Origin of the sequence: Acidovorax sp. 93, assembly GCF_003633835.1 — a bacterium.
Lineage (GTDB): Bacteria > Pseudomonadota > Gammaproteobacteria > Burkholderiales > Burkholderiaceae_C > Acidovorax > Acidovorax facilis.
In genome coordinates this window covers 3,688,604-3,705,899 of sequence record NZ_RBIT01000001.1, presented here as the reverse complement: position 1 = coordinate 3,705,899, position 17,296 = coordinate 3,688,604, and the positions used below count along the sequence as shown (strand labels likewise).

General features: G+C 65.5%; 19 protein-coding genes. 6 read left to right on the top strand and 13 right to left on the bottom strand.

Features of this window, described 5'->3' with window-relative positions:
• Nucleotides 1–25 precede the first annotated feature (25 nt).
• Both C8C93_RS16860 and otsB read right to left on the bottom strand, forming a co-directional pair.
• Nucleotides 26–1,831 carry a glycoside hydrolase family 15 protein gene (locus tag C8C93_RS16860; protein WP_121507648.1) on the bottom strand — a complete coding sequence of 602 codons (1,806 nt, stop codon included), beginning with the start codon at nt 1,829–1,831 and terminating at the stop codon, nt 26–28.
• Nucleotides 1,828–2,565, bottom strand: a complete 738-nt coding sequence (gene otsB / locus C8C93_RS16855) for a trehalose-phosphatase (protein ID WP_121507647.1) — start codon at nt 2,563–2,565, stop codon at nt 1,828–1,830. Before otsB ends, C8C93_RS16860 begins: the two co-directional genes overlap by 4 nt.
• A gap of 232 nt (nt 2,566–2,797) precedes the next feature.
• Here otsB and trxC point away from each other — a divergent pair, with 232 nt between their 5' ends.
• Nucleotides 2,798–3,235, top strand: coding sequence for a thioredoxin TrxC (trxC, locus tag C8C93_RS16850; RefSeq protein WP_121507646.1), 438 nt, complete (start codon nt 2,798–2,800; stop codon nt 3,233–3,235).
• Nucleotides 3,236–3,249: 14 nt separating this feature from the next.
• Here the strand turns inward: trxC and C8C93_RS16845 are convergent, their stop codons facing one another.
• From C8C93_RS16845 to C8C93_RS16830, 4 genes are read right to left on the bottom strand one after another with little or no spacing between them, the layout of a single operon-like run.
• The gene (locus C8C93_RS16845) at nt 3,250–3,723 is read right to left on the bottom strand and encodes a DoxX family protein (protein WP_055396428.1); all 474 of its coding nucleotides are present in this window, start codon (nt 3,721–3,723) and stop codon (nt 3,250–3,252) included.
• The gene (locus C8C93_RS16840) at nt 3,723–4,505 is read right to left on the bottom strand and encodes a DNA-binding domain-containing protein (protein WP_121507645.1); all 783 of its coding nucleotides are present in this window, start codon (nt 4,503–4,505) and stop codon (nt 3,723–3,725) included. Before C8C93_RS16840 ends, C8C93_RS16845 begins: the two co-directional genes overlap by 1 nt.
• Nucleotides 4,496–5,347 carry a DUF692 domain-containing protein gene (locus C8C93_RS16835; protein ID WP_121507644.1) on the bottom strand — a complete coding sequence of 284 codons (852 nt, stop codon included), beginning with the start codon at nt 5,345–5,347 and terminating at the stop codon, nt 4,496–4,498. Before C8C93_RS16835 ends, C8C93_RS16840 begins: the two co-directional genes overlap by 10 nt.
• Nucleotides 5,348–5,350: 3 nt before the next feature.
• Nucleotides 5,351–5,644 carry a DUF2282 domain-containing protein gene (locus C8C93_RS16830; protein ID WP_121507643.1) on the bottom strand — a complete coding sequence of 98 codons (294 nt, stop codon included), beginning with the start codon at nt 5,642–5,644 and terminating at the stop codon, nt 5,351–5,353.
• 213 nt (nt 5,645–5,857) lie between these two features.
• On the opposite strand from C8C93_RS16830, the gene C8C93_RS16825 reads away from it, so the two are divergent.
• Together C8C93_RS16825 and C8C93_RS16820 are read left to right on the top strand one after the other, a co-directional pair.
• Nucleotides 5,858–6,403: a sigma-70 family RNA polymerase sigma factor gene (locus tag C8C93_RS16825; protein WP_121507642.1), complete on the top strand. Its 546-nt coding sequence runs from the start codon at nt 5,858–5,860 to the stop codon at nt 6,401–6,403.
• On the top strand, nt 6,400–7,041 hold the full coding sequence (locus C8C93_RS16820; protein WP_121507641.1) for an NrsF family protein: 642 nt from the start codon (nt 6,400–6,402) through the stop codon (nt 7,039–7,041). The genes C8C93_RS16825 and C8C93_RS16820 overlap by 4 nt, the downstream gene beginning before the upstream one ends.
• A 35-nt stretch (nt 7,042–7,076) precedes the next feature.
• On the opposite strand, the gene C8C93_RS16815 is transcribed toward C8C93_RS16820, so the two are convergent.
• Both C8C93_RS16815 and C8C93_RS16810 read right to left on the bottom strand, forming a co-directional pair.
• Entirely contained in the window at nt 7,077–7,535 is a 459-nt protein-coding gene (locus C8C93_RS16815; protein ID WP_121422195.1) for a GNAT family N-acetyltransferase, read from the bottom strand.
• 129 nt (nt 7,536–7,664) lie between these two features.
• Nucleotides 7,665–8,918: a multifunctional CCA addition/repair protein gene (locus C8C93_RS16810; RefSeq protein ID WP_121507640.1), complete on the bottom strand. Its 1,254-nt coding sequence runs from the start codon at nt 8,916–8,918 to the stop codon at nt 7,665–7,667.
• A gap of 45 nt (nt 8,919–8,963) precedes the next feature.
• Between C8C93_RS16810 and C8C93_RS16805 the strand changes: the two genes are divergently transcribed.
• Nucleotides 8,964–9,419 (top strand): hypothetical protein, encoded by a 456-nt coding sequence (locus tag C8C93_RS16805; RefSeq protein ID WP_121507639.1) that lies wholly within the window; start codon nt 8,964–8,966, stop codon nt 9,417–9,419.
• Nucleotides 9,420–9,443: 24 nt separating this feature from the next.
• On the opposite strand, the gene C8C93_RS16800 is transcribed toward C8C93_RS16805, so the two are convergent.
• The 3 genes from C8C93_RS16800 to C8C93_RS16790 all read right to left on the bottom strand — a co-directional run bounded on the left by C8C93_RS16800 (nt 9,444) and on the right by C8C93_RS16790 (nt 11,151).
• On the bottom strand, nt 9,444–9,752 hold the full coding sequence (locus C8C93_RS16800) for an NIPSNAP family protein (protein WP_099731333.1): 309 nt from the start codon (nt 9,750–9,752) through the stop codon (nt 9,444–9,446).
• 8 nt (nt 9,753–9,760) lie between these two features.
• The gene (locus tag C8C93_RS16795; protein WP_121507638.1) at nt 9,761–10,453 is read right to left on the bottom strand and encodes a glutathione S-transferase family protein; all 693 of its coding nucleotides are present in this window, start codon (nt 10,451–10,453) and stop codon (nt 9,761–9,763) included.
• A 125-nt stretch (nt 10,454–10,578) separates the two neighbouring features.
• Nucleotides 10,579–11,151, bottom strand: coding sequence for a 5-formyltetrahydrofolate cyclo-ligase (locus C8C93_RS16790; RefSeq protein ID WP_121422201.1), 573 nt, complete (start codon nt 11,149–11,151; stop codon nt 10,579–10,581).
• 14 nt (nt 11,152–11,165) lie between these two features.
• Between C8C93_RS16790 and C8C93_RS16785 the strand changes: the two genes are divergently transcribed.
• Both C8C93_RS16785 and C8C93_RS16780 read left to right on the top strand, forming a co-directional pair.
• Entirely contained in the window at nt 11,166–13,151 is a 1,986-nt protein-coding gene (locus C8C93_RS16785) for a lytic transglycosylase domain-containing protein (protein WP_121507637.1), read from the top strand.
• Nucleotides 13,152–13,242: 91 nt separating this feature from the next.
• The gene (locus tag C8C93_RS16780; protein ID WP_121422203.1) at nt 13,243–13,842 is read left to right on the top strand and encodes a DUF4124 domain-containing protein; all 600 of its coding nucleotides are present in this window, start codon (nt 13,243–13,245) and stop codon (nt 13,840–13,842) included.
• Between the two features lie 137 nt (nt 13,843–13,979).
• On the opposite strand, the gene C8C93_RS16775 is transcribed toward C8C93_RS16780, so the two are convergent.
• Both C8C93_RS16775 and C8C93_RS16770 read right to left on the bottom strand, forming a co-directional pair.
• Entirely contained in the window at nt 13,980–14,912 is a 933-nt protein-coding gene (locus C8C93_RS16775) for an MBL fold metallo-hydrolase (RefSeq protein ID WP_121507636.1), read from the bottom strand.
• Nucleotides 14,913–15,074: 162 nt separating this feature from the next.
• Nucleotides 15,075–17,294: a hypothetical protein gene (locus tag C8C93_RS16770; protein ID WP_147433777.1), complete on the bottom strand. Its 2,220-nt coding sequence runs from the start codon at nt 17,292–17,294 to the stop codon at nt 15,075–15,077.
• Between the last annotated feature and the right edge of the window lie 2 nt (nt 17,295–17,296).

Genomic DNA, 17,296 nt, shown 5'->3' with positions numbered 1-17,296 from the left:
CCCCGGGCCGCTGTCGGACAGTGCCTCAAATCACGCTGTCCCAGGGGGCCGACAGGCGCACGGCGGCGTTGATGACGCCCACCATGGAGTAGGTCTGCGGAAAGTTGCCCCACATTTCCTGGGTCTCGGGGTGTGTGTCTTCGGACAGCAGGCCCAGCGGATTGCGGGCGGCCAGCATGGTCTCGAAGATGGCGCGGGCCTCGGCCTTGCGGCCAATGCGCGCCAGCGCGTCGATGCGCCAGAAGGTGCAGATGTTGAAGGCCGTCTCGGGCTTGCCGAAGTCGTCGGCCGCCTCGTAGCGGCGCATGTAGGGGCCATCGCACAGGCTCTTTTCCATGGCCTCCACGGTGCTCACAAAGCGTGGGTCCTTGGGGTCGATCAGGCCCACCTCGGCCATCAGCAGCACGCTCGCATCGAGTTCATGGCCGCCGAAACTCTCTGCGAACGCCTGGCGCGCTTCGCACCAGGATTTGTCGAGGATCTCGGCGCGCATGCGGTCGGCATGCTGCTGCCAGTGGCTGGTACGGTCGGCCAGCTGCAGGGTGGCGGCGATCTTGGCCAGCCGGTCGCAGGCTGCCCAGCTCATCAGCGCGGACGAGGTGTGCACCCTGGCGCGCGTGCGCAGCTCCCACATGCCGGCGTCGGGCTGGCCATACACACGCACCGCGTTCTCGCCCACCTGTTCCAGCCGCGTGAACTCGGCCAGGCCCGCACGGTGCAGCAGGCGGTGGTCGTGAAAGGCCTGGGCCGCGCCCAGCACGATGTTGCCGTACACATCGTGCTGAAAATGCTCGGCCGCCTGGTTGCCCACGCGCACCGGGCCCATGCCCCGGTAGCCCGCCAGCTGCGGCACAAGGCTCTCGGGCAGTTCTTGCTCCAGGCCAATACCGTACAGCGGCTGGATGTGGCCATCGCCGCCTTCCACTACCACGTTGCTGAGCCAGCGCAGGTAGTCCTCCATGGTGCCCACTTCGGAGATGCTGTTGAGCGCGCGCACCACGAAGAACGCATCGCGCAGCCAGCAGTAGCGGTAGTCCCAGTTGCGGCCGCTGTGGGCGGATTCGGGGATGCTGGTGGTCATGGCGGCCACGATGGCGCCGGTGTCTTCGTACAGCGAAAGCTTGAGCGTGATGGCCGCGCGGATCACGGCCTCCTGCCACTCCAGCGGCACGGCCAGAGCGCGGGTCCAGCTGCGCCAGTAGGAGGTGGTCTCCTGCTCAAACAGGCGCGCGGTGTCGGCAATGCCCTCCACCAGCGTCTCGTCCGCCCCCAGCAGAAAGTTGTGTTCGCGTGTGAGCACAAATGCCTGGCCCGACAGCACATGCGACACCGGCGCATCGGTGGACAGGCGCAGCGTCATGCTCTCGCCCACGTAGCGGATGTGGTTGCTGCCGCGTGTGATTTCGGGGGTAGTCTGGCCCCAGTCGTAGCGCACCTTGAGCGCCACACGGATGCGCGGCGCACCCTGGATGGGGCGCACCCGGCGCACCAGCGTCATGGGGCGAAAGTAGCGCGAGCGGCTGTAAAAGCGCGGCGCAAAATCGGTGATCTCGATGCCGTGGCCCGCCTTGTCAAACAGCTGCGTGCGCAGGATGGCGGTGTTCGGCTCGTACCACTGGTGGGCCGATGCCAGGTCTTCCAGTTCGATCGCGAAGTGGCTGCCTTCGTCGCCGGGCTGCAGCAGGGCGTTGAACACCGGGTCGCCATCAAAACGGGGCAGGCAGCACCACACCATGCGGGCGTGGTTGTCGATCAGTGCGCTGATGGCGCAGTTGCCGATCATCCCGAGGTTGAGTGAGCCCGCTTGGGGATCGTTGGCTGCCGTGTTCATCGTTCGCGCTCCAAGGTCGTGCGTGCAGAAGACAGCCAGCCGCGCAAGGCGGCGGATGTCATGCAGCGGTGTTGTGCCATGGTCGGCCCTTCGCCCACCTTGATGCCCCAGCCGCCCAGTGCCTGAACGGCGGCAAAGCCAGCCTCATCGGTGACGTCATCTCCCACAAAGACTGGGGTGCGCCCGGCAAAGGGGGCCTGTGTCATGAAATCGAGAATGGCCTGGCCTTTGTGGACGCCCCGGGGCTTCACTTCAAAGACACATTTGCCGCGCAGCAGTTCCACACCCTCCACCTGCTGCATGGCGCGCACGAGGGTGTCGTGGCACAACCCTTCCAGGTGGGGGGCCTGGCGGTAGTGCAGGGCCACGCTCGCGTGCTTGGGCTCTACCAGCAACCCCGGATAGTGTGCCGCCAGGTCGTACGCAGCCCGTAGAACCTTCTCCAGGTCTGGCGGCAGAACGGCAGGGTGGGATGTGTCGGTCAGTCGGTATTGGGCACCATGCTCGCTGGCCAGCGGCAGGTGCAGCGGGGCCAGAAATCCGTCGATGTCGGCCTCGGGCCGCCCGGTCACGATGGCCAGCGCGCCGTCCAAGTGGGTGTACAGCGATGACAGCGTGGGGACCAGCCCGGAAGCGATGCGCACCGCCTCGGGGCGCGGCGCCAGCTCGGTGAGCGTGCCGTCAAAGTCCAGAAAAAGCGCATGGGCAGTTGTCAGTAGGGGGAGCAGCTGCATGGGCGAAACCTTATCAGACGCAGTGAAGCTGACCCGGGTGAAAGGGTGTTTCAGCGCTGGTAAACGCGCGCAAGGTGTGCGACGGGGTGCAACATCAAGACCTCAGGACCGCTAGGCCCGCTCTTGAAACGCCCGGCTTGTGCCGCCATGTGTAAGAACCTGTTGCGATCCCCGAAAAGATCTTGAACAGGTTCTAAGAGGCCCGCTTTTTGCTCACACCGATTGCCGCACCATGACCGAAGCCCTGCACATCGTCTGCCCCCATTGCCACACCACCAACCGCGTGCAGCGCGCCGACCTGGGCAACGCGCCCGATTGCGGAAAGTGCCATCAGCGCCTTTTCGCGGGGGCGCCGCTGGAGCTGGATGCCACCAGTTTTGACAAGCATGTGGTGCGCAGCCACATCCCCGTGCTGGTGGACTTCTGGGCGCCCTGGTGCGGGCCTTGCCGCCAGATGGCCCCGGCCTTTGCGCAGGCCGCCCGCGAGCTGGAGCCGCGTGTGCGCCTGGCCAAGCTCAACACCGAAGACCACCAGGCCTTCGCGGCGCGTTATGCCATCCGCAGCATTCCGACCATGATTTTGTTCCAGCAGGGGCGCGAGGTGGCGCGCGTTTCGGGCGCGCTGGGGGCTGCGGACATCGTGCGCTGGGTGCGAACAGCGGCAGTTTAAAAAAGACAGGCGCCTCAACGAATTCCGAGTGCCCGGTCCAGTGACACGTTGCCTGCGCCGCGCCCCACCAGGTACAGCATCAGCCCCGCCCATGACAGGTGCGTGGGCCAGGCATCGGGGTACACGAACACCTGGATGACCAGCGTCATGCCCAGCAAGGCCAGGGCCGACAGGCGAGTGAGCAGGCCCAGCACCAGAAGAACAGGGAACAGATGCTCTGCCACGGTGGCCATCTGCGCCGCCAGCTCGGGTGGCAGCAGGGGCAGCTTGTACTCGTCGCGGAACAGCGCATAGGCGCTGTCGGAGATGGTGAACCACCCCTCGACTTTGGTGCGCGCTGAAAGCCAGAAGATGCCTGCAATTGCCACGCGGTTGACCATCGCCAGCAGGCTGTGCGGGGTGAGCGAGGTGGCTGCATCGGCCAGGCGCGTCAATAGCTTGCGCTGGCCTTTGGCGGGTGCAGTGGGGAAATGTGTGCTGGTGGTCATCAGGGGCTCCTTGGCCTCGGGGTGAATTGGTGTGAGTCGGTGGGTATCAATGCACCTGCGTCCAGCAGGGTGCCCATCAGGGCTGCAAAGTCTGCGGTGGGCTCGGCCGCAAGGGCTGAAGTGGCGGCGGCCTCCAGCGTCTGGCCTTGGGCACAGGCGTCCAAAAAGGCCACTCCGGCGCGCGACAGTGGGCGCCACGTCACGGGTGCGTGGGGCCGGGTGAGCAAGGCCCCATCGCCGGTCCAGTCCAGCGGCTCTGTGGGGAGCAGACCTTCGCGGTGGCTCTGCCACAACGCGTAGGCGGGATGCTCGTCGCACCAGGCCCAGCGTGCGGCGGGGTGGGGGCGCAGTTGCACCAGGGGCAATGTATCGGGCGCCTGCTGTGCCAGCCAGTTGCGGTCCACAGCGGTGGCGTCTGCCGCCAGATGGCATTCGGTCCAGCAGCGGTCCAGGCGCGCCACGGCCGGCAGGTAAGGCAGCTCGGCCGCTGGTGCAAAACCGGCCAGAAAGTCAGTAAACCCCGCGCCGTAGTCCATCAGCAGTCCGTCAACCGGCGGCTGCGTGCGGGCGTACACCGCCGCAGCGGCGCGGAGCCAGTCTTCGCCCACCAGCTGGCACACCGTGGGGTAGCTGGCCTGCAGGGCGTCAATGCAGCCCTTGAGCACGGTGTTGCGGTACACGGCAAAGCCGGGCTGGGATTCCAGCGCAGACAGCCACGGTGCGTGCTCGGCATGGCCGAGCAACGCGGCAGAGAAGCCGTCCTGGAATGCGCTCAGCTGCATGCTGCCTCCTCGGGCTGCGCCGCTGTGAGCGCGTTGTGGGCCTTGTCGCGCTCGGCCAGCAGTTCGCTGAAGGCGGGCAGATTGTCGTCGCGTTCGATGAGGGTGGGCACGGGGCCTGTGCGCGCGATCACCTGCTCGTACAGCGCCCACACCACCGGGGCGATGGACGCGTCGTGGCTGTCGATCAGCAGGGCATCGCCATGCACCGGGTCGGCATGGTGGCCCGCCAGGTGGATTTCGGCCACGGCGTGCAGGGGAAAGGCGTCGAGGTAGGTCTGCGCGTCAAAGCCCAGGTTGTTGGCACTGACGTACACGTTGTTCACGTCCAGCAGCAGGGCGCAGCCAGTCCGCTGCACCAGCTCGGTCAGAAATTCGGTCTCAAGCCAGTCGTGGCCGTCGATGTGCAGGTAGTGCGTGGGGTTCTCGATGGCGATGGGGCGCTGCAGCGCATCCTGCGTTCGGGCGATGTTGTCTGCGATGCGGTGCAAGGCGGCCTGCGTGCGCGGAAACGGCAGCAGGTCGGGCAGGTACTGCCCGCGCCACGTGGACCATACCAAGTGTTCCGAGATGATGACTGGCTCCACCCGCCTCGCAAGGGCTGCCAGTCGCGCCAGGTGTGCCGCGTCCGGCGGAGCATCGGCAGCAAGCGACAGCGACACGCCGTGCAGCGCCACGGGGTGGCGCGCGCGTATAGCCTCCAGCCAGGCCAGGCGGGGGCCACCCTCGGCCAGATAGTTTTCGGGGTGCACCTCCCACCACAGACCCGTGGCGGTGCAGTGCAGCGCCTCGTCATAGTGCTGGGGCTTGAGGCCCAGACCAGCGGTGAGAGGGCACAGGGCCATCGTTCAGGCCTTGATGGGGGTGAGCGAGCCCATGCCCTTGGGCGTCTTGATGGTGGCGCAGGTGCCTGCGGGCACAAACTTCCAGGCGTTGCCCTGGTAGTCCACCTTGGCGGAGCCCGCACAGGTGGTGCCAGGGCCGGCGGCGCAGTCGTTCTTGCCAGCCATCGAGACGCCGTAGCACTTCTCCATGGCGGGTTTGGCGCCGTCCATGGGGGCGGAGGTGGTTTGGGCCATGGCGGCGCCAGAGGTCAGGGCTACAAGAGCAAGGGCGCCGAGGCTGAGGGTGCGAGTGGTCATGGTACGGTTCTCCGAGGGTTGGGTCAGGGTTGAATCCGATCGGGGTGCGGCGAGAGGCCGCGTTGAACTGCCCGATCTGCGTTGTAATTCGCGCAGCGCAACTTGCGGGTTACAGCGCTGTACAGAAAATTTCGGAGCGGCATGGCGAAACATTTTTTTGCGATGCCTGTAACCCAATGGCTCCGGCATACGAATTTCTTGCAGGGAGACACCATGGAGAGTGTGGAAGAACGCCTGCGCGGCTTGTTGATGCAGGGGCTGGATGCCGACGCAGCCGCCTACCAGCGCTTTTTGAAAGAGCTGAGCGCCCACCTGCGCGCCTTTTTGCGCCGCCGCCTCGTTCAGCGGCCCGATGAGGTGGAAGACCTGGTGCAGGAGACGCTGCTGGCGGTGCACAACCAGCGCCACACCTACCGGCCCGAGATGCCGGTGACGGTCTGGGTGCACGCGATTGCGCGCTACAAGCTCATCGACTGGTTGCGCTCGCATGCCGTCAAAGAGGGGCGCAACGACCCGCTGGACGATGCCGACGAGTTGTTTGCCAGCAGCGACAGTGAGGCCGCCGAAGCCCGGCGGGACCTGGGGCAGTTGCTGCGCACGCTGCCCGACAAGCAGCGGCTGCCGATTGAGTATGTGAAATTGGAAGGTTTGTCGGTGGTCGAGACGGCGCGCCTCACGGGGCTGTCGGAATCGGCTGTCAAAGTCGGCGTGCACCGGGGGCTCAAGGCCCTGGCCGCCAAGATCAGGGGAATGGCATGAAAACCGATGAATTGATCCACCTGCTGGCCACCGATGACCGGCCGGTGCAGCGCAACGCGATAGAGCAGCGCTTTGTGGTGGCCGCACTGGCGGGCATTGCCGGCGCCGGGGTGCTGATGCTGGCCCTGTTCGGTCTGCGCCCTGATCTACTGGCCACCATGGCGCTGCCCATGTTCTGGGGCAAGCTGGTGTTTGCCGCCGCGCTCGCTGCTGCCGGGCTGGCGCTGCTGCGCCGCATGGCCCGCCCGGGCATGGCGCTGGGCCACGCAGCCCTGTGGCTGGCCGTGCCGCCGCTGGTGTTGTGGGCCATGGCCTTGTGGGCGTTGTCGCAGGTGTCCGCCGCAGAGCGCATGCCGCTCATCCTGGGCAGCACCTGGCGCACCTGCCCGTTCAATATCGCGGCGCTGTCGGTGCCGGCATTTGTTGCAGGCTTTTGGGCCCTCAAGGGCGCTGCCCCCACGCGCCTGGTGTGGACGGGTGCGGGCGCTGGTTTGCTGGCGGGTGCGCTGGGCGCCTTGGTGTACGCCCTGCATTGCCCCGAAATGGCCACGCCCTTCCTGGCTGTCTGGTATGTGGCGGGCATGGCCATCCCGACTGCGCTGGGGGCGGTGCTGGGGCCGCGCCTGCTGCGCTGGTGAGGGGGCGCGGCAAGTGTGCCAAGCGCCCTGGTGGTTCAGGCGCTGACGCGTTTGTTGTAGGCGCGGAAAACCGTGTCCAGCGTCCAGCCCAGCGATTCGTAGAGGGACTGCGCGGTGGTGTTGGTGTGTGCTGTGGTCAGGTCCATGCGCACCTTTCCATGGGTGCGGGCCGTGGCTTCTGCTGCCATCAGCAAGCTGCGCCCGGCGCCTGTCTTGCGGGCGGCGGGGGCCACGAACAGGTCGTACAGCGTGTAGATAGGGGCGGCCTCCACCGAGCAGAACGTGGGGTAGAGCTGGCAAAAGCCTACCGCCGTTTGCGTCGCATCCAGCGCCAGCAGGATCACCGACTCTTCACGCTCTAACCGCTCCGCGATGAAGGCCTTCGCACCGGCCAGGTCTGGCGCCTGCTCGTAGAACTGCCGGTAGGCATCAAACAGCGGCGCGACGGTGTCAGCGTCGGCTGGGGTGGCAAGGCGGATGTGAACAGTGGTCATGGAGACGTTGGGATGGCTGTGCGGGCGCGAAACTGCACCAGGGTCTTGCAAGGCTGTACCCCGGATGGAATACAGGCGGACGCGGATTGTAGGAGGGGCTGTCCGCGTCTTGGGCGGTGGTGTGCAGGGTCAGGCAACGTCGCTGCGGGGCTGCAGCCACTGCGCCACCGCTTCCACCCGCGCCTGGTGGATCAACGCACCCACCTGCGGCCCAGCCACGCCCTTGGCAGCTGCCTGCGCTGCAATGTCGCGCGTGACCACCGACTGCACGGCCGCCAGCACAGCCGCCAGCCGCTGGCGCTGCGGGTAGGCGGATTCTTCAAACCCCAGCCGTCCGCGCGCATCGCATTCGCAGGCCAACAGGATGTCGGCGAACCGCTCGGGCTTGCGGATGGCGTCGCAGCGCTCCAGCAGGCGCACCAGCGCGGCGGCCGAGAGGTCGCCGCTGCGGTGGATGTGGCCGTGCTCGCGGGCCACCACATCGGCCGTCTCGCGGCAGTCCACGGGCACGCGCAGGCGCTCGGCCACGTCTTTCAGCAGCTCCGCACTGCGCTCCTCATGCCCGATGTGGCGCGGCAGCATATCGGCGGCCGTGGTGCCTTTGCCCAGGTCATGCACCAGGCAGGCAAACCTCACGGGGAGTGGCGCCTGCAGCCGGGCCGCCATGTCCAGCACCATCATCAGGTGCACGCCCGTATCCACCTCGGGGTGGTACTCGGCCCGCTGGGGCACGCCCCACAGGCGCGCCACTTCGGGCAACAGCACCTGCAGCGCGCCGCACTCGCGCAGCACCTCGAACATTCGCGAAGGCTTTTCTTCCATCAGGCCCCGCGCCAGCTCCTGCCACACGCGCTCGGCCACCAGGTGGTCCACCTCGCCATGCGCCACCATCTCGCGCATCAGTTGCATCGTCTCGGGCGCCACCGTGAAGTCGGTGAACCGCGCTGCAAACCGCGCCACGCGCAGAATGCGCACCGGGTCTTCGCGAAAAGCGTCCGTCACATGGCGCAGCACCCGCGCCTCGATGTCTCTGGCGCCAGAATATGGGTCAAAAGTGCCTCCAGCGCTTGTCCCATAAGCGCTAGTAGCTATTGCATTGATAGTGAGGTCGCGGCGGGAAAGGTCTTCTTCCAGCGTCACGTCGGGCGAGCTTTCCACCACAAAGCCCCGGTAGCCGCGCCCGCTCTTGCGCTCGGTGCGGGCCAGCGCGTATTCCTCGCGTGTCTCGGGGTGCAAAAACACCGGGAAGTCTCGGCCCACGGGCAGGTAGCCCAGCTCCAGCATCTGCTCGGGCGTGGCACCCACCACCACCCAGTCGTGGTCATTCACCGGCCGGCCCAGCAGCTTGTCGCGGACCGCGCCGCCCACCATGTAGATTTGCATCGGTGTAGTTTAGGACGAGCCCTCGGCCGTATATTCCAGCCCACCATGTCCCTATCGTCCGAACTCACCATTGCCCAGCTCAACCCCGACGGCAGCGTGCCCGTGCCCACGGCGCCCGACGCAGCGGCCAACGCCGCCGCCGAGGCCCTGCAGCGCGAGGCGCAGCTCGAAGCCTTGAAAGCCAAGGTGGACGACTTGCAGGAGATCTTGGCCAAGCCGCTCAATGAAATCCTGGCTGACCGCGACAAGTTCAAGGAAGCGATGGCCGCGTGGGACGCCTTCGGCGCCATGTGGATGCTGTCACAGCGCGCCATGAAGCGCGTGGCGCTGGATCTGGCTGCGCAGCAGGGTGTGAGCGACGAAGAGGTGGTAGCGCGTGCGCTGGCCTATGCCAACCAAGTGCTGAACGCGGAGGAGGAAGACCTGGGCGGCACCATTGCCCCCGCCCAGTTAGCGCACATTGCGCGGCACAAGCCGTTTTTGCGCAAGCAGTTCCGGTAGTTGGGCGGGTGCGCCCACGCCTGTTCAGCGGAACACCGGCCTGAAAAAGCTCCGCTCATAACTCACGATGCACCCCGTCTCCTCGGCGTAGCGGAACGCTGCCTGGCACTCCGCGTCCTGCATCGACTGCTGGCGGTACACCTCGTAGGCCGCGAGGCTCTCAAACGTGAACAGCGCCAGCGCGATGTTGTTGGCGCCCTCGCTGGGCATGAAGTAGCCGTGGTGCTGGCCGCCGAACTTCTCGACCAGCGGTATCCACAGCTTGCCGTAGTGCTCAAACTCTTTCAGCTTGCTGGTGTTGAGCACATAGCGCAGGTAGATGGTGACAGCCATGGCGATGCTCAACCCTCGGTATGGCGCAGGCGGTACGGCTCTTCGAAGTCCAGAAAGTCCTTCTCGGCCAGGGCTTCGTCGATCCAGGCTTTCACGCCGGGCAGTGCGCGCACGCGGTCTACATAGGCCTTGATGGGGGTGGGTACGGGCAGGGCATAAGAGTGCAGGCGCATGCACACGGGGGCAAAGTAGGCGTCGGCCACGGTGAACTCGCCAAACAGCATAGGGCCGCCGTGCTCCTGCAGCAGTGCACTCCACATCTCCACCAGGCGCTGGACGTCGGTGCGCACGCCGGCTTTGTCGCGCCAGATCAGCGCGCCGGCATCGGCCAGATTCGCCTCAATGTTCATTGGGCAGTTGCCGCGCAGGGCGGTGAAGCCGCTGTGCATTTCGGCGCAGACGCTGCGGGCGCGCGCACGGGCCTTGGCGTTCTGGGGCCAGAGCTGCTTGTCGGGCCAGGTTTCGGCCACGTATTCGGCAATCGCCAGGGTGTCCCACACGACCAGATCGCCATCGACCAGTGCAGGCACCTTTCCCGTGGGGCTCACGGGGCTCATCACACGCTTGAACTCCGAATCGGCGTCAAAGCTGTCGAAGCGCACGCGCACTTCTTCAAACGCAATGCCCGCCTGCTTGAGCAGCACCCAGGGGCGCATGGACCATGAGGAGTAGTTCTTGTTGCCGATGTAGAGCTTGAACATGGGGACACCTGAAAAATAAAGTCAGCCCGCCATGCTAGCGGCTGCGCGATGCGCCAGCGATGCGAAAAAAGGCCTGAATGATGCGCAGCGCGCATCACCGGGCCCCGAGGAGCCGGTCTGGCCGGTCAGACAGGCCAGACCACCCCGTTGTCGTTCAGGATGGCATCGAGCGGCAGGTCGAACTCCTCAGGCTCGAAATCATCCAGATAGCCATGGGTGAAGCCCAGACCTACGGTGAACGGCTTGGGCTGCAGCGTGGCCAGCGTGCGGTCGTAAAACCCGCCGCCATAGCCCAGCCGGTAGCCACCAGGCGCGTAGCCCACGCACGGAACAAACAGCAGCGTGGGCACGATGACCTCGGTGTCCTTGGGCTTGGGGATGCCGTAGGCGTCTTCTTCCATGGGACAGCCGGGGTACCAAGCGTGGAAGGTGAGGGTCTTGTGCTGCTTGTTGACCACGGGCAGGCCGATGCGGCGGCGCAGGGGCTCGTCCAGCAACTCGCCGTCTTCCTTCCAGCGGTGCAGGGCGGGCAGGGGGTCAAACTCGCCCTTGATGGGCCAGTAGGCACCAATCACCGTATCGGGCCGGTTCACCAGCCAGATGCGCATCACCTGCTGTAACAGGTCGGCCCGCTGTAGGCGGTCCGGCAGGTTGAGGCGTTCTTCTATCAATGCGCGCCGAAGGGCTGCTTTGTCCATCAGATAATTCCCCCATGCAATTTCTCAGAGCGATTCTGACACCCCTTGTGGCCGCCACCCTGCTGGCTGCTACCGCGCCCCTTGTCATGGCGCAAAACCGTGGTGACGATACCCTGCTGGAGATGCAGCAGGCGTTCCGCAAGGGCGACCGCAACAAGCTCGCGCAGCTGCTGCCAGCGGCACGCGGCCATGCGCTGGAGCCCTGGGCTGCCTACTGGGAGCTGCGCGTGCGCCTGGGCGAGGCCCAGCCCGCTGAAATCCAGTCCTTCATGCAGCGCTACGCCGGCACCTACCAGGAAGACCGCCTGCGCAACGACTGGCTGCTGCTGCTGGGTCAGCGCCGCGACTGGAGCCAGTTTGCCGAGCAGCACCCGAGCTACCGCATGTCGGACGACCGCGAAGTGCGCTGCTACGCCCTCCTGATCGACCAGATCAAGGGCACGGCGCCTGCCACGGTGGCTGAGGACGTGCGCAGCAACTGGTATGCGATCCGCGACGCCGACGATGGCTGCACCCACGCCGCGCGCGAGCTGTACGGCTACAAGAAGCTCTCGGCCCTGGATGTGTGGCGCAAGGCCCGCCTGGGTGTGGAGGCCAACCGCCCCCGCGTGGTGCGTACGGCGGTCGAAATCGTCTCGCCGGAATCGCTGCCGCAACTCAAGGATGTGCTCGATGCGCCCAGCAAATACCTGCTCTCGCGCGCCACTGCCGCTGGCAAGGCCCGGCAGGAACTGGTGCTGCTCGCCCTGTTGAAGCTGGCCACCAGCGACCCGGACAGCGCGGCCTACCAGCTGGAGAACAAATGGGGCGTGCACCTCTCTGCCGAAGAGCGCAACTGGGCCTGGGGCGTGATTGGCAAGACCGCCGCGCAGAAGCTGGCCAGCAACGCCCATGGCTACTTTGCCAATGTGACCAAGGACAGCGACCTCAACGACGACCTGCTGGGCTGGAAGGTGCGTGCCGCCCTGCGCGCTGGCCAGTGGAAGGCCGTGGGCAAGGCGGTGGACGCCATGGGCCCTGAAGGCCGCCAGGACAGCACCTGGGTGTACTGGAAGGCGCGCTCGCTGCTGGCGGGCCGCGTGAGCGATGCCGAACGCGCCGAAGCACGGCAACTGCTCGAAGGCATTGCCGGAACGCGCGGCTTCTATGAGCAGCTGGCGCTCGAAGAGCTGGGCCAGCGCATCACCACGCCGCCCGCGCCCGCGCCCCTCACCGCCGAAGAAAAGGCCGCCGCTCGCGCCAACCCGGGGCTCAACCGCGCCCTGTACGCCATCCTGCTGGGCCTGCGCAGCGAAGGCGTGCGCGAGTGGAACTACACCACCAACCTGCACCAAAGCGGCGGCATGCCCGACCGCGAACTGCTGGCCGCCGCCGACTTCGCCTGCCAGCGCGAGGTGTGGGACCGCTGCATCAACACCAGCGAGCGCACCAAGAGCGTGGTGGACGTTACGCAGCGCTTTCCCACCCCCTTCCGCAGCGCGGTGGTGGAGCGTGCCAATGGCATCGGCCTGGACCCGGCCTACGTGTACGGCCTGATCCGCCAGGAAAGCCGCTTCATCATGGATGCGCGCTCGCACGTGGGCGCCTCGGGCCTCATGCAGGTGATGCCTGCCACCGCGCGCTGGACGGCCAAGAAGATCGGTCTGAACGGTTTCACGGCCGATCAGATCAACGACCGCGACACCAACATCACCATCGGCACCGCCTACCTCAAGCTCGCGCTGGACGACTTTGCGGGCTCCATGCCCATGGCCGCGGCCGCCTACAACGCAGGCCCCGGCCGCCCGCGCAGCTGGCGCAACGGCCCGGTGCTGGACGCCGCCATCTGGGCCGAGAACGTGCCGTTTGCCGAGACGCGTGACTATGTGAAGAAAGTGCTGTCCAACACCACCAACTACGCAGCCATGCTCACAGGCCAGCCTCAGTCGCTCAAGAGCCGCCTGGGCACGATCGGCCCGCGCGATGCGGCGTTGCCAGAGGTGAACAAGGATTTGCCCTGATGGGCCGGTGGTTGCTATAAATAGAAGAGCTGCTAGCGCTTATCGGATAAGCGCTAGGGCCTATTTTTTCCAATATTTTGAGGGGGAAGCCATGAGAAAACTGGGTTGGGTGGCCATGGCCTCCCTGGCGATGGTTCTGGGCGCAGCAGCGCAGGCGCAGCCGGTGTACAAGTGGGTCGATGCCGACGGTAAAACCCATTACGGATCGCAGCCGCCGCCTACCTCGCAGGATGCCGAGCCGATGAAGCTGCAGAACAACAACGGCACCAGTGGCAGCGGTGGTGCAGGCAGCAAGGGCAGCGCCTCTTCTGCTGGCAAGTCGGCGGGTGCCACCCAGTTCAACCCCGACGGCACCAAGAAGATTCCGAAAGACGTTCAGGAATTTGGCGAGGGGCTGAAGAAGGCCCTGGGCACGGTGGACGGCAAGCAAGTGCCGCTCAACTGCGCCACCGCCGTGGACAACATCCACTACCAAGCCGACCTCATGCTGGAAGTGGGCCAGAAGAACGTGCGCGACGGTTACATGGCCCAGGCGGACTTTGACAAGGCGGCACCCAAGATCCGTGAAGCCAAGGGCAAATACAGCGTATCGGACTGCCAGGGCGCATCGGGCAACAAGAAGGCGTTCTACCAGTGCATGTCCAGCAGCAACAACCATGTGACGGGGTGCGACAAGCAGCACAAGCATTGAAGCCGTGCCGAGGCGCTGTGTGCCGTCCCCCAAGAGGGATGCCTGCAGCGGCTCGGTCAAGGGCGTGCCATGGCGGTACTGACTGAGGTGCATTGCTGCGGTCAGCCGGGATGCCAAGGTCCGGGCCGACGTTGTATCTATGCGTTGTGCAGCATGTCGCCTTGGCGGGTGGCCGCACCGGACCGCACCAGTTCGTCGCTCAGGCTGCCAAGCCATTCAACCTCGGCCTGATCGGCAAAGTGGCGCTCGCGGAGCATGCCGAAGTAGGGCGTGGCCTGCGCCCAGGCAGCCAGGTCCTGGAGACTGATCTGCTGCCATTCCAAAAGCTTGTACTTGAGCAGCACCTTGGCCGCATAGAGCGCATGTTTGCCCGGGTTGCGCACAAAACCGTCCAGGCGGCGGCGTGCGCCATCGATGGCACGGGGCGCATCGGCAAACACCGGCCCGTGGCCGGGGATCACGACCTGGGGTGATAGCTGCTCGATCACATCCAGCGTTGCGGCCACTTGGGCGAACGCGTCTTCGCCTTCCAGCTCGGGAAACACCACGCCAAAGCCGTTTTCCCACAGCGCATCGGCCGAGATCAGCACACGGCCCTGGGGCTCGAACAAAACCACCGAATGCGGATCGTGCCCCGGCGCGGCATGCACCTGCCAGGGCTTGTCGCCCAGCAGTACGCACGAGTCGGGCATGAGCAGCGTGTCGGCCCGAAAGGGTGGGCATTCCTGGCCCGTCGGTGTGTAGCTGAGCGCATAGGCATCCCACTGGCGCACATGGTCGGCCTGGCCGGGTGGAATGGCCGTGAGCACGCCGGGCCAGGCCTTTTGTAGCGCGGCATTGCCGCCGCAGTGGTCGCTGTGCAGATGGGTGTTGAGCACACGGTCCAGCGCGCGGCCCTGCAGCGCGTCGCGCACCAGGTCCACAGTCTGTTCGGCATGGCTGCAGTAGCCGGTGTCCACGATGGCCGTGTCGTGGTGGCCGACGAAGAGGATGTTGTTGGCCGAGAGCCAGCCGCGTTCCAGGACGGTGATTTCAGGGGGGAGCAGGTTGTGTGGCGCAGTAGTGGGCATGAAGGCGAGAGTGAAGGCTTTGCGGCGGGTATCAATACAAACGCTGCGCCGCAGTCTGCTGTCCAGCGTACTGCAGGTCCAGCGTGCCTGCAGTCCTCCAAAACCCGCATGCCCGCGCCATCGATGCCGCTCGGCGGGACAGCGGCATCTGGCTGTGCGTGGCTACTGCGGCAAGGTCACTTGCACCACCGCGTTGCGAGTGCTGAAGAACAGCTTGGAATCCCGCACGGCAATGCCGATAGGCGTGTGAATGATGCCCGGAAGATCCCCTCCCAGAAAGCCTCGCTGCCCGGCACGACCGACCAGCGTGCTGACTTGGCCTTCTGTGGAGATCTTGCGAACCACGCTGTTGACAGGATCCGTGACGTACAGATTGCCCTTGGCATCCATTGCGATGCTGGCTGTGCCGCCGTTTTCTCCATTGAGAGAGCCAAAATCTTGCCCGATGTAAACCCCGCCAGCTGAGTAGCTGCTGTAACTGGCTGCCGCAAAGCGCGCGCTGCTGGCCGGCCCATCCACCAGACCAGCAGGCAGATCGGCCCTGCCGGCGACGGTGCTGACCATGCCGGCAGGTGTGATCTTGCGGATGGTGGGGCCAATCCCGGTGAACGCGTCATTGAGCCCATCCACCACATACAGATTGCCCGCCTGATCAAGGGTCATATTCCCCAGGGTGGAGAAGCGCGCGGCGCTGCCCTGTCCGTCCACGTGGCCCAATGCGCCGGGACTGCCGGCCAGCAAAGTGACCTCACCTGCGGCGGTGATTTTGAGGATGACGCCATTGACGCCCGCCGCATAGACATTGCCTGCAGCGTCGGCGGCAACCCCATTGATGGCGGCAGCATATCTGTAGGTGTTGCCACCATGGACGAATGGGGGAACCCATGTGGACACATCTGCCAGAACCGAGGCTTGGCCGGTGGGGCTGATCCTGAAAACCAGATTGGGATCGCCAGGAAACGGTGCCGTGGAGGCCGTATAGATGTTGTCCTGCCCATCTACCGCCATGGCCCGCCAGGAGGGGTTCGCAAAGCCTGCAGGCCATTGGAGCGGGAGTGCGCTTGTGGTGCCGTCGGGGCGGACGATGCGCACCCTGCCAGCGTCGTAGTCGCCCACATACAGCGCTCCTGACTTCGCCAGAGCCATCGCCTGAGGAGCCTTGAACCGCGCATCTGTGCCCGGACCGTCTGCAGCGACGGCCTCGGGATTCGCCGCCGTGGGCTTCCCGACAAGGGTGGATCGGGTGCCATCGCGATGGTATTTTTGAATCCACGTGGATTGGACATTGGCGAGGCTGACGATGAAGTTGCCGCTGCGATCAACGACCAGGCTTCTACCCCCCGAAGCCGCAGGGACTGTGAGGGTCAGGGTGGACACGGCCCCGCTCTTGGCGATATGGCGAATGGTGACCGGGTCATGTCCATCCAGCGCATAAAGCTCGTTGGAGGCATCCAGTGCCAAATCGTGGAGGATGCTGAACTTGGCCGTCACGGCATCGCCATCGGCAGCACCCTGAAAGTCTTGGTTGCCAGCGACATGGGTCACTTCTCCGGTGGGGGTAGATTTCTTGATGGAACTCCCGTGTGTGAAGTAGACGATGCCGGAGGCATCTACGACGAACTTGGAGCGCTCCGGCTCCGGCAGCTCCATGGGCAGGGTGCTCGTGACGCCCGCAGGGGTGATCTGGCGAATCTTTGGGTAGGCGTAGCTACCCTGGCCGACATAGAGATTCCCGGCGCTGTCCAGCCTTATTTCGCGAGGAGCGCAGAGTGTTGAGCCCTGGGAGGGGCCGTCGGCATTGCCACACACGCCGGGTTTACCTGCGATGGTGGTGACGGCACCGGTGCTGTCAATCTTGCGCACCAGGTGGTTGGCTGTGTCCGCCACGTAGGTGTTGCCTGACGCGTCTGCTGCGACCGCTGTTGGATAGAAAAAACGTGCAGCTGGCCCCACACCATCGGCGTAGTGGACAGTGACTGAGGGTGCAGGGGCCGGACTTTGGCCGCCTGCGAAGGTGCTGACGAGACCGGAGGTTGCCCATTTCCGGATGGCATGGTTGCCTGTGTCTGCCATCAGCAAGTCACCTGTGGGCGAAAGCGAGAGTGCTGGTATCCCGGAAAAAAGCGCATCGGCGGCGGCGCCATCCAGGTAACCGGACCGGTGGGTGGCCCCGGCCAGCAGACTGAGTGCAGGTGTGGGCTCGGGGACTGGGGTATCTGGGTTGCCTGCGTCCGGACCACTGCCGCTACCGCCCCCGCAGGACGTGGCAAAGATGGAAAGGCTGAGCAAACCTGCCAGCCAGGGGAGGGCAGGCCGATGCTGTCGCGACATGGGTTTCACAAGTGGTTCCTCCCTGATGAACTTGAAGCGGGCCTGCGCCAAGG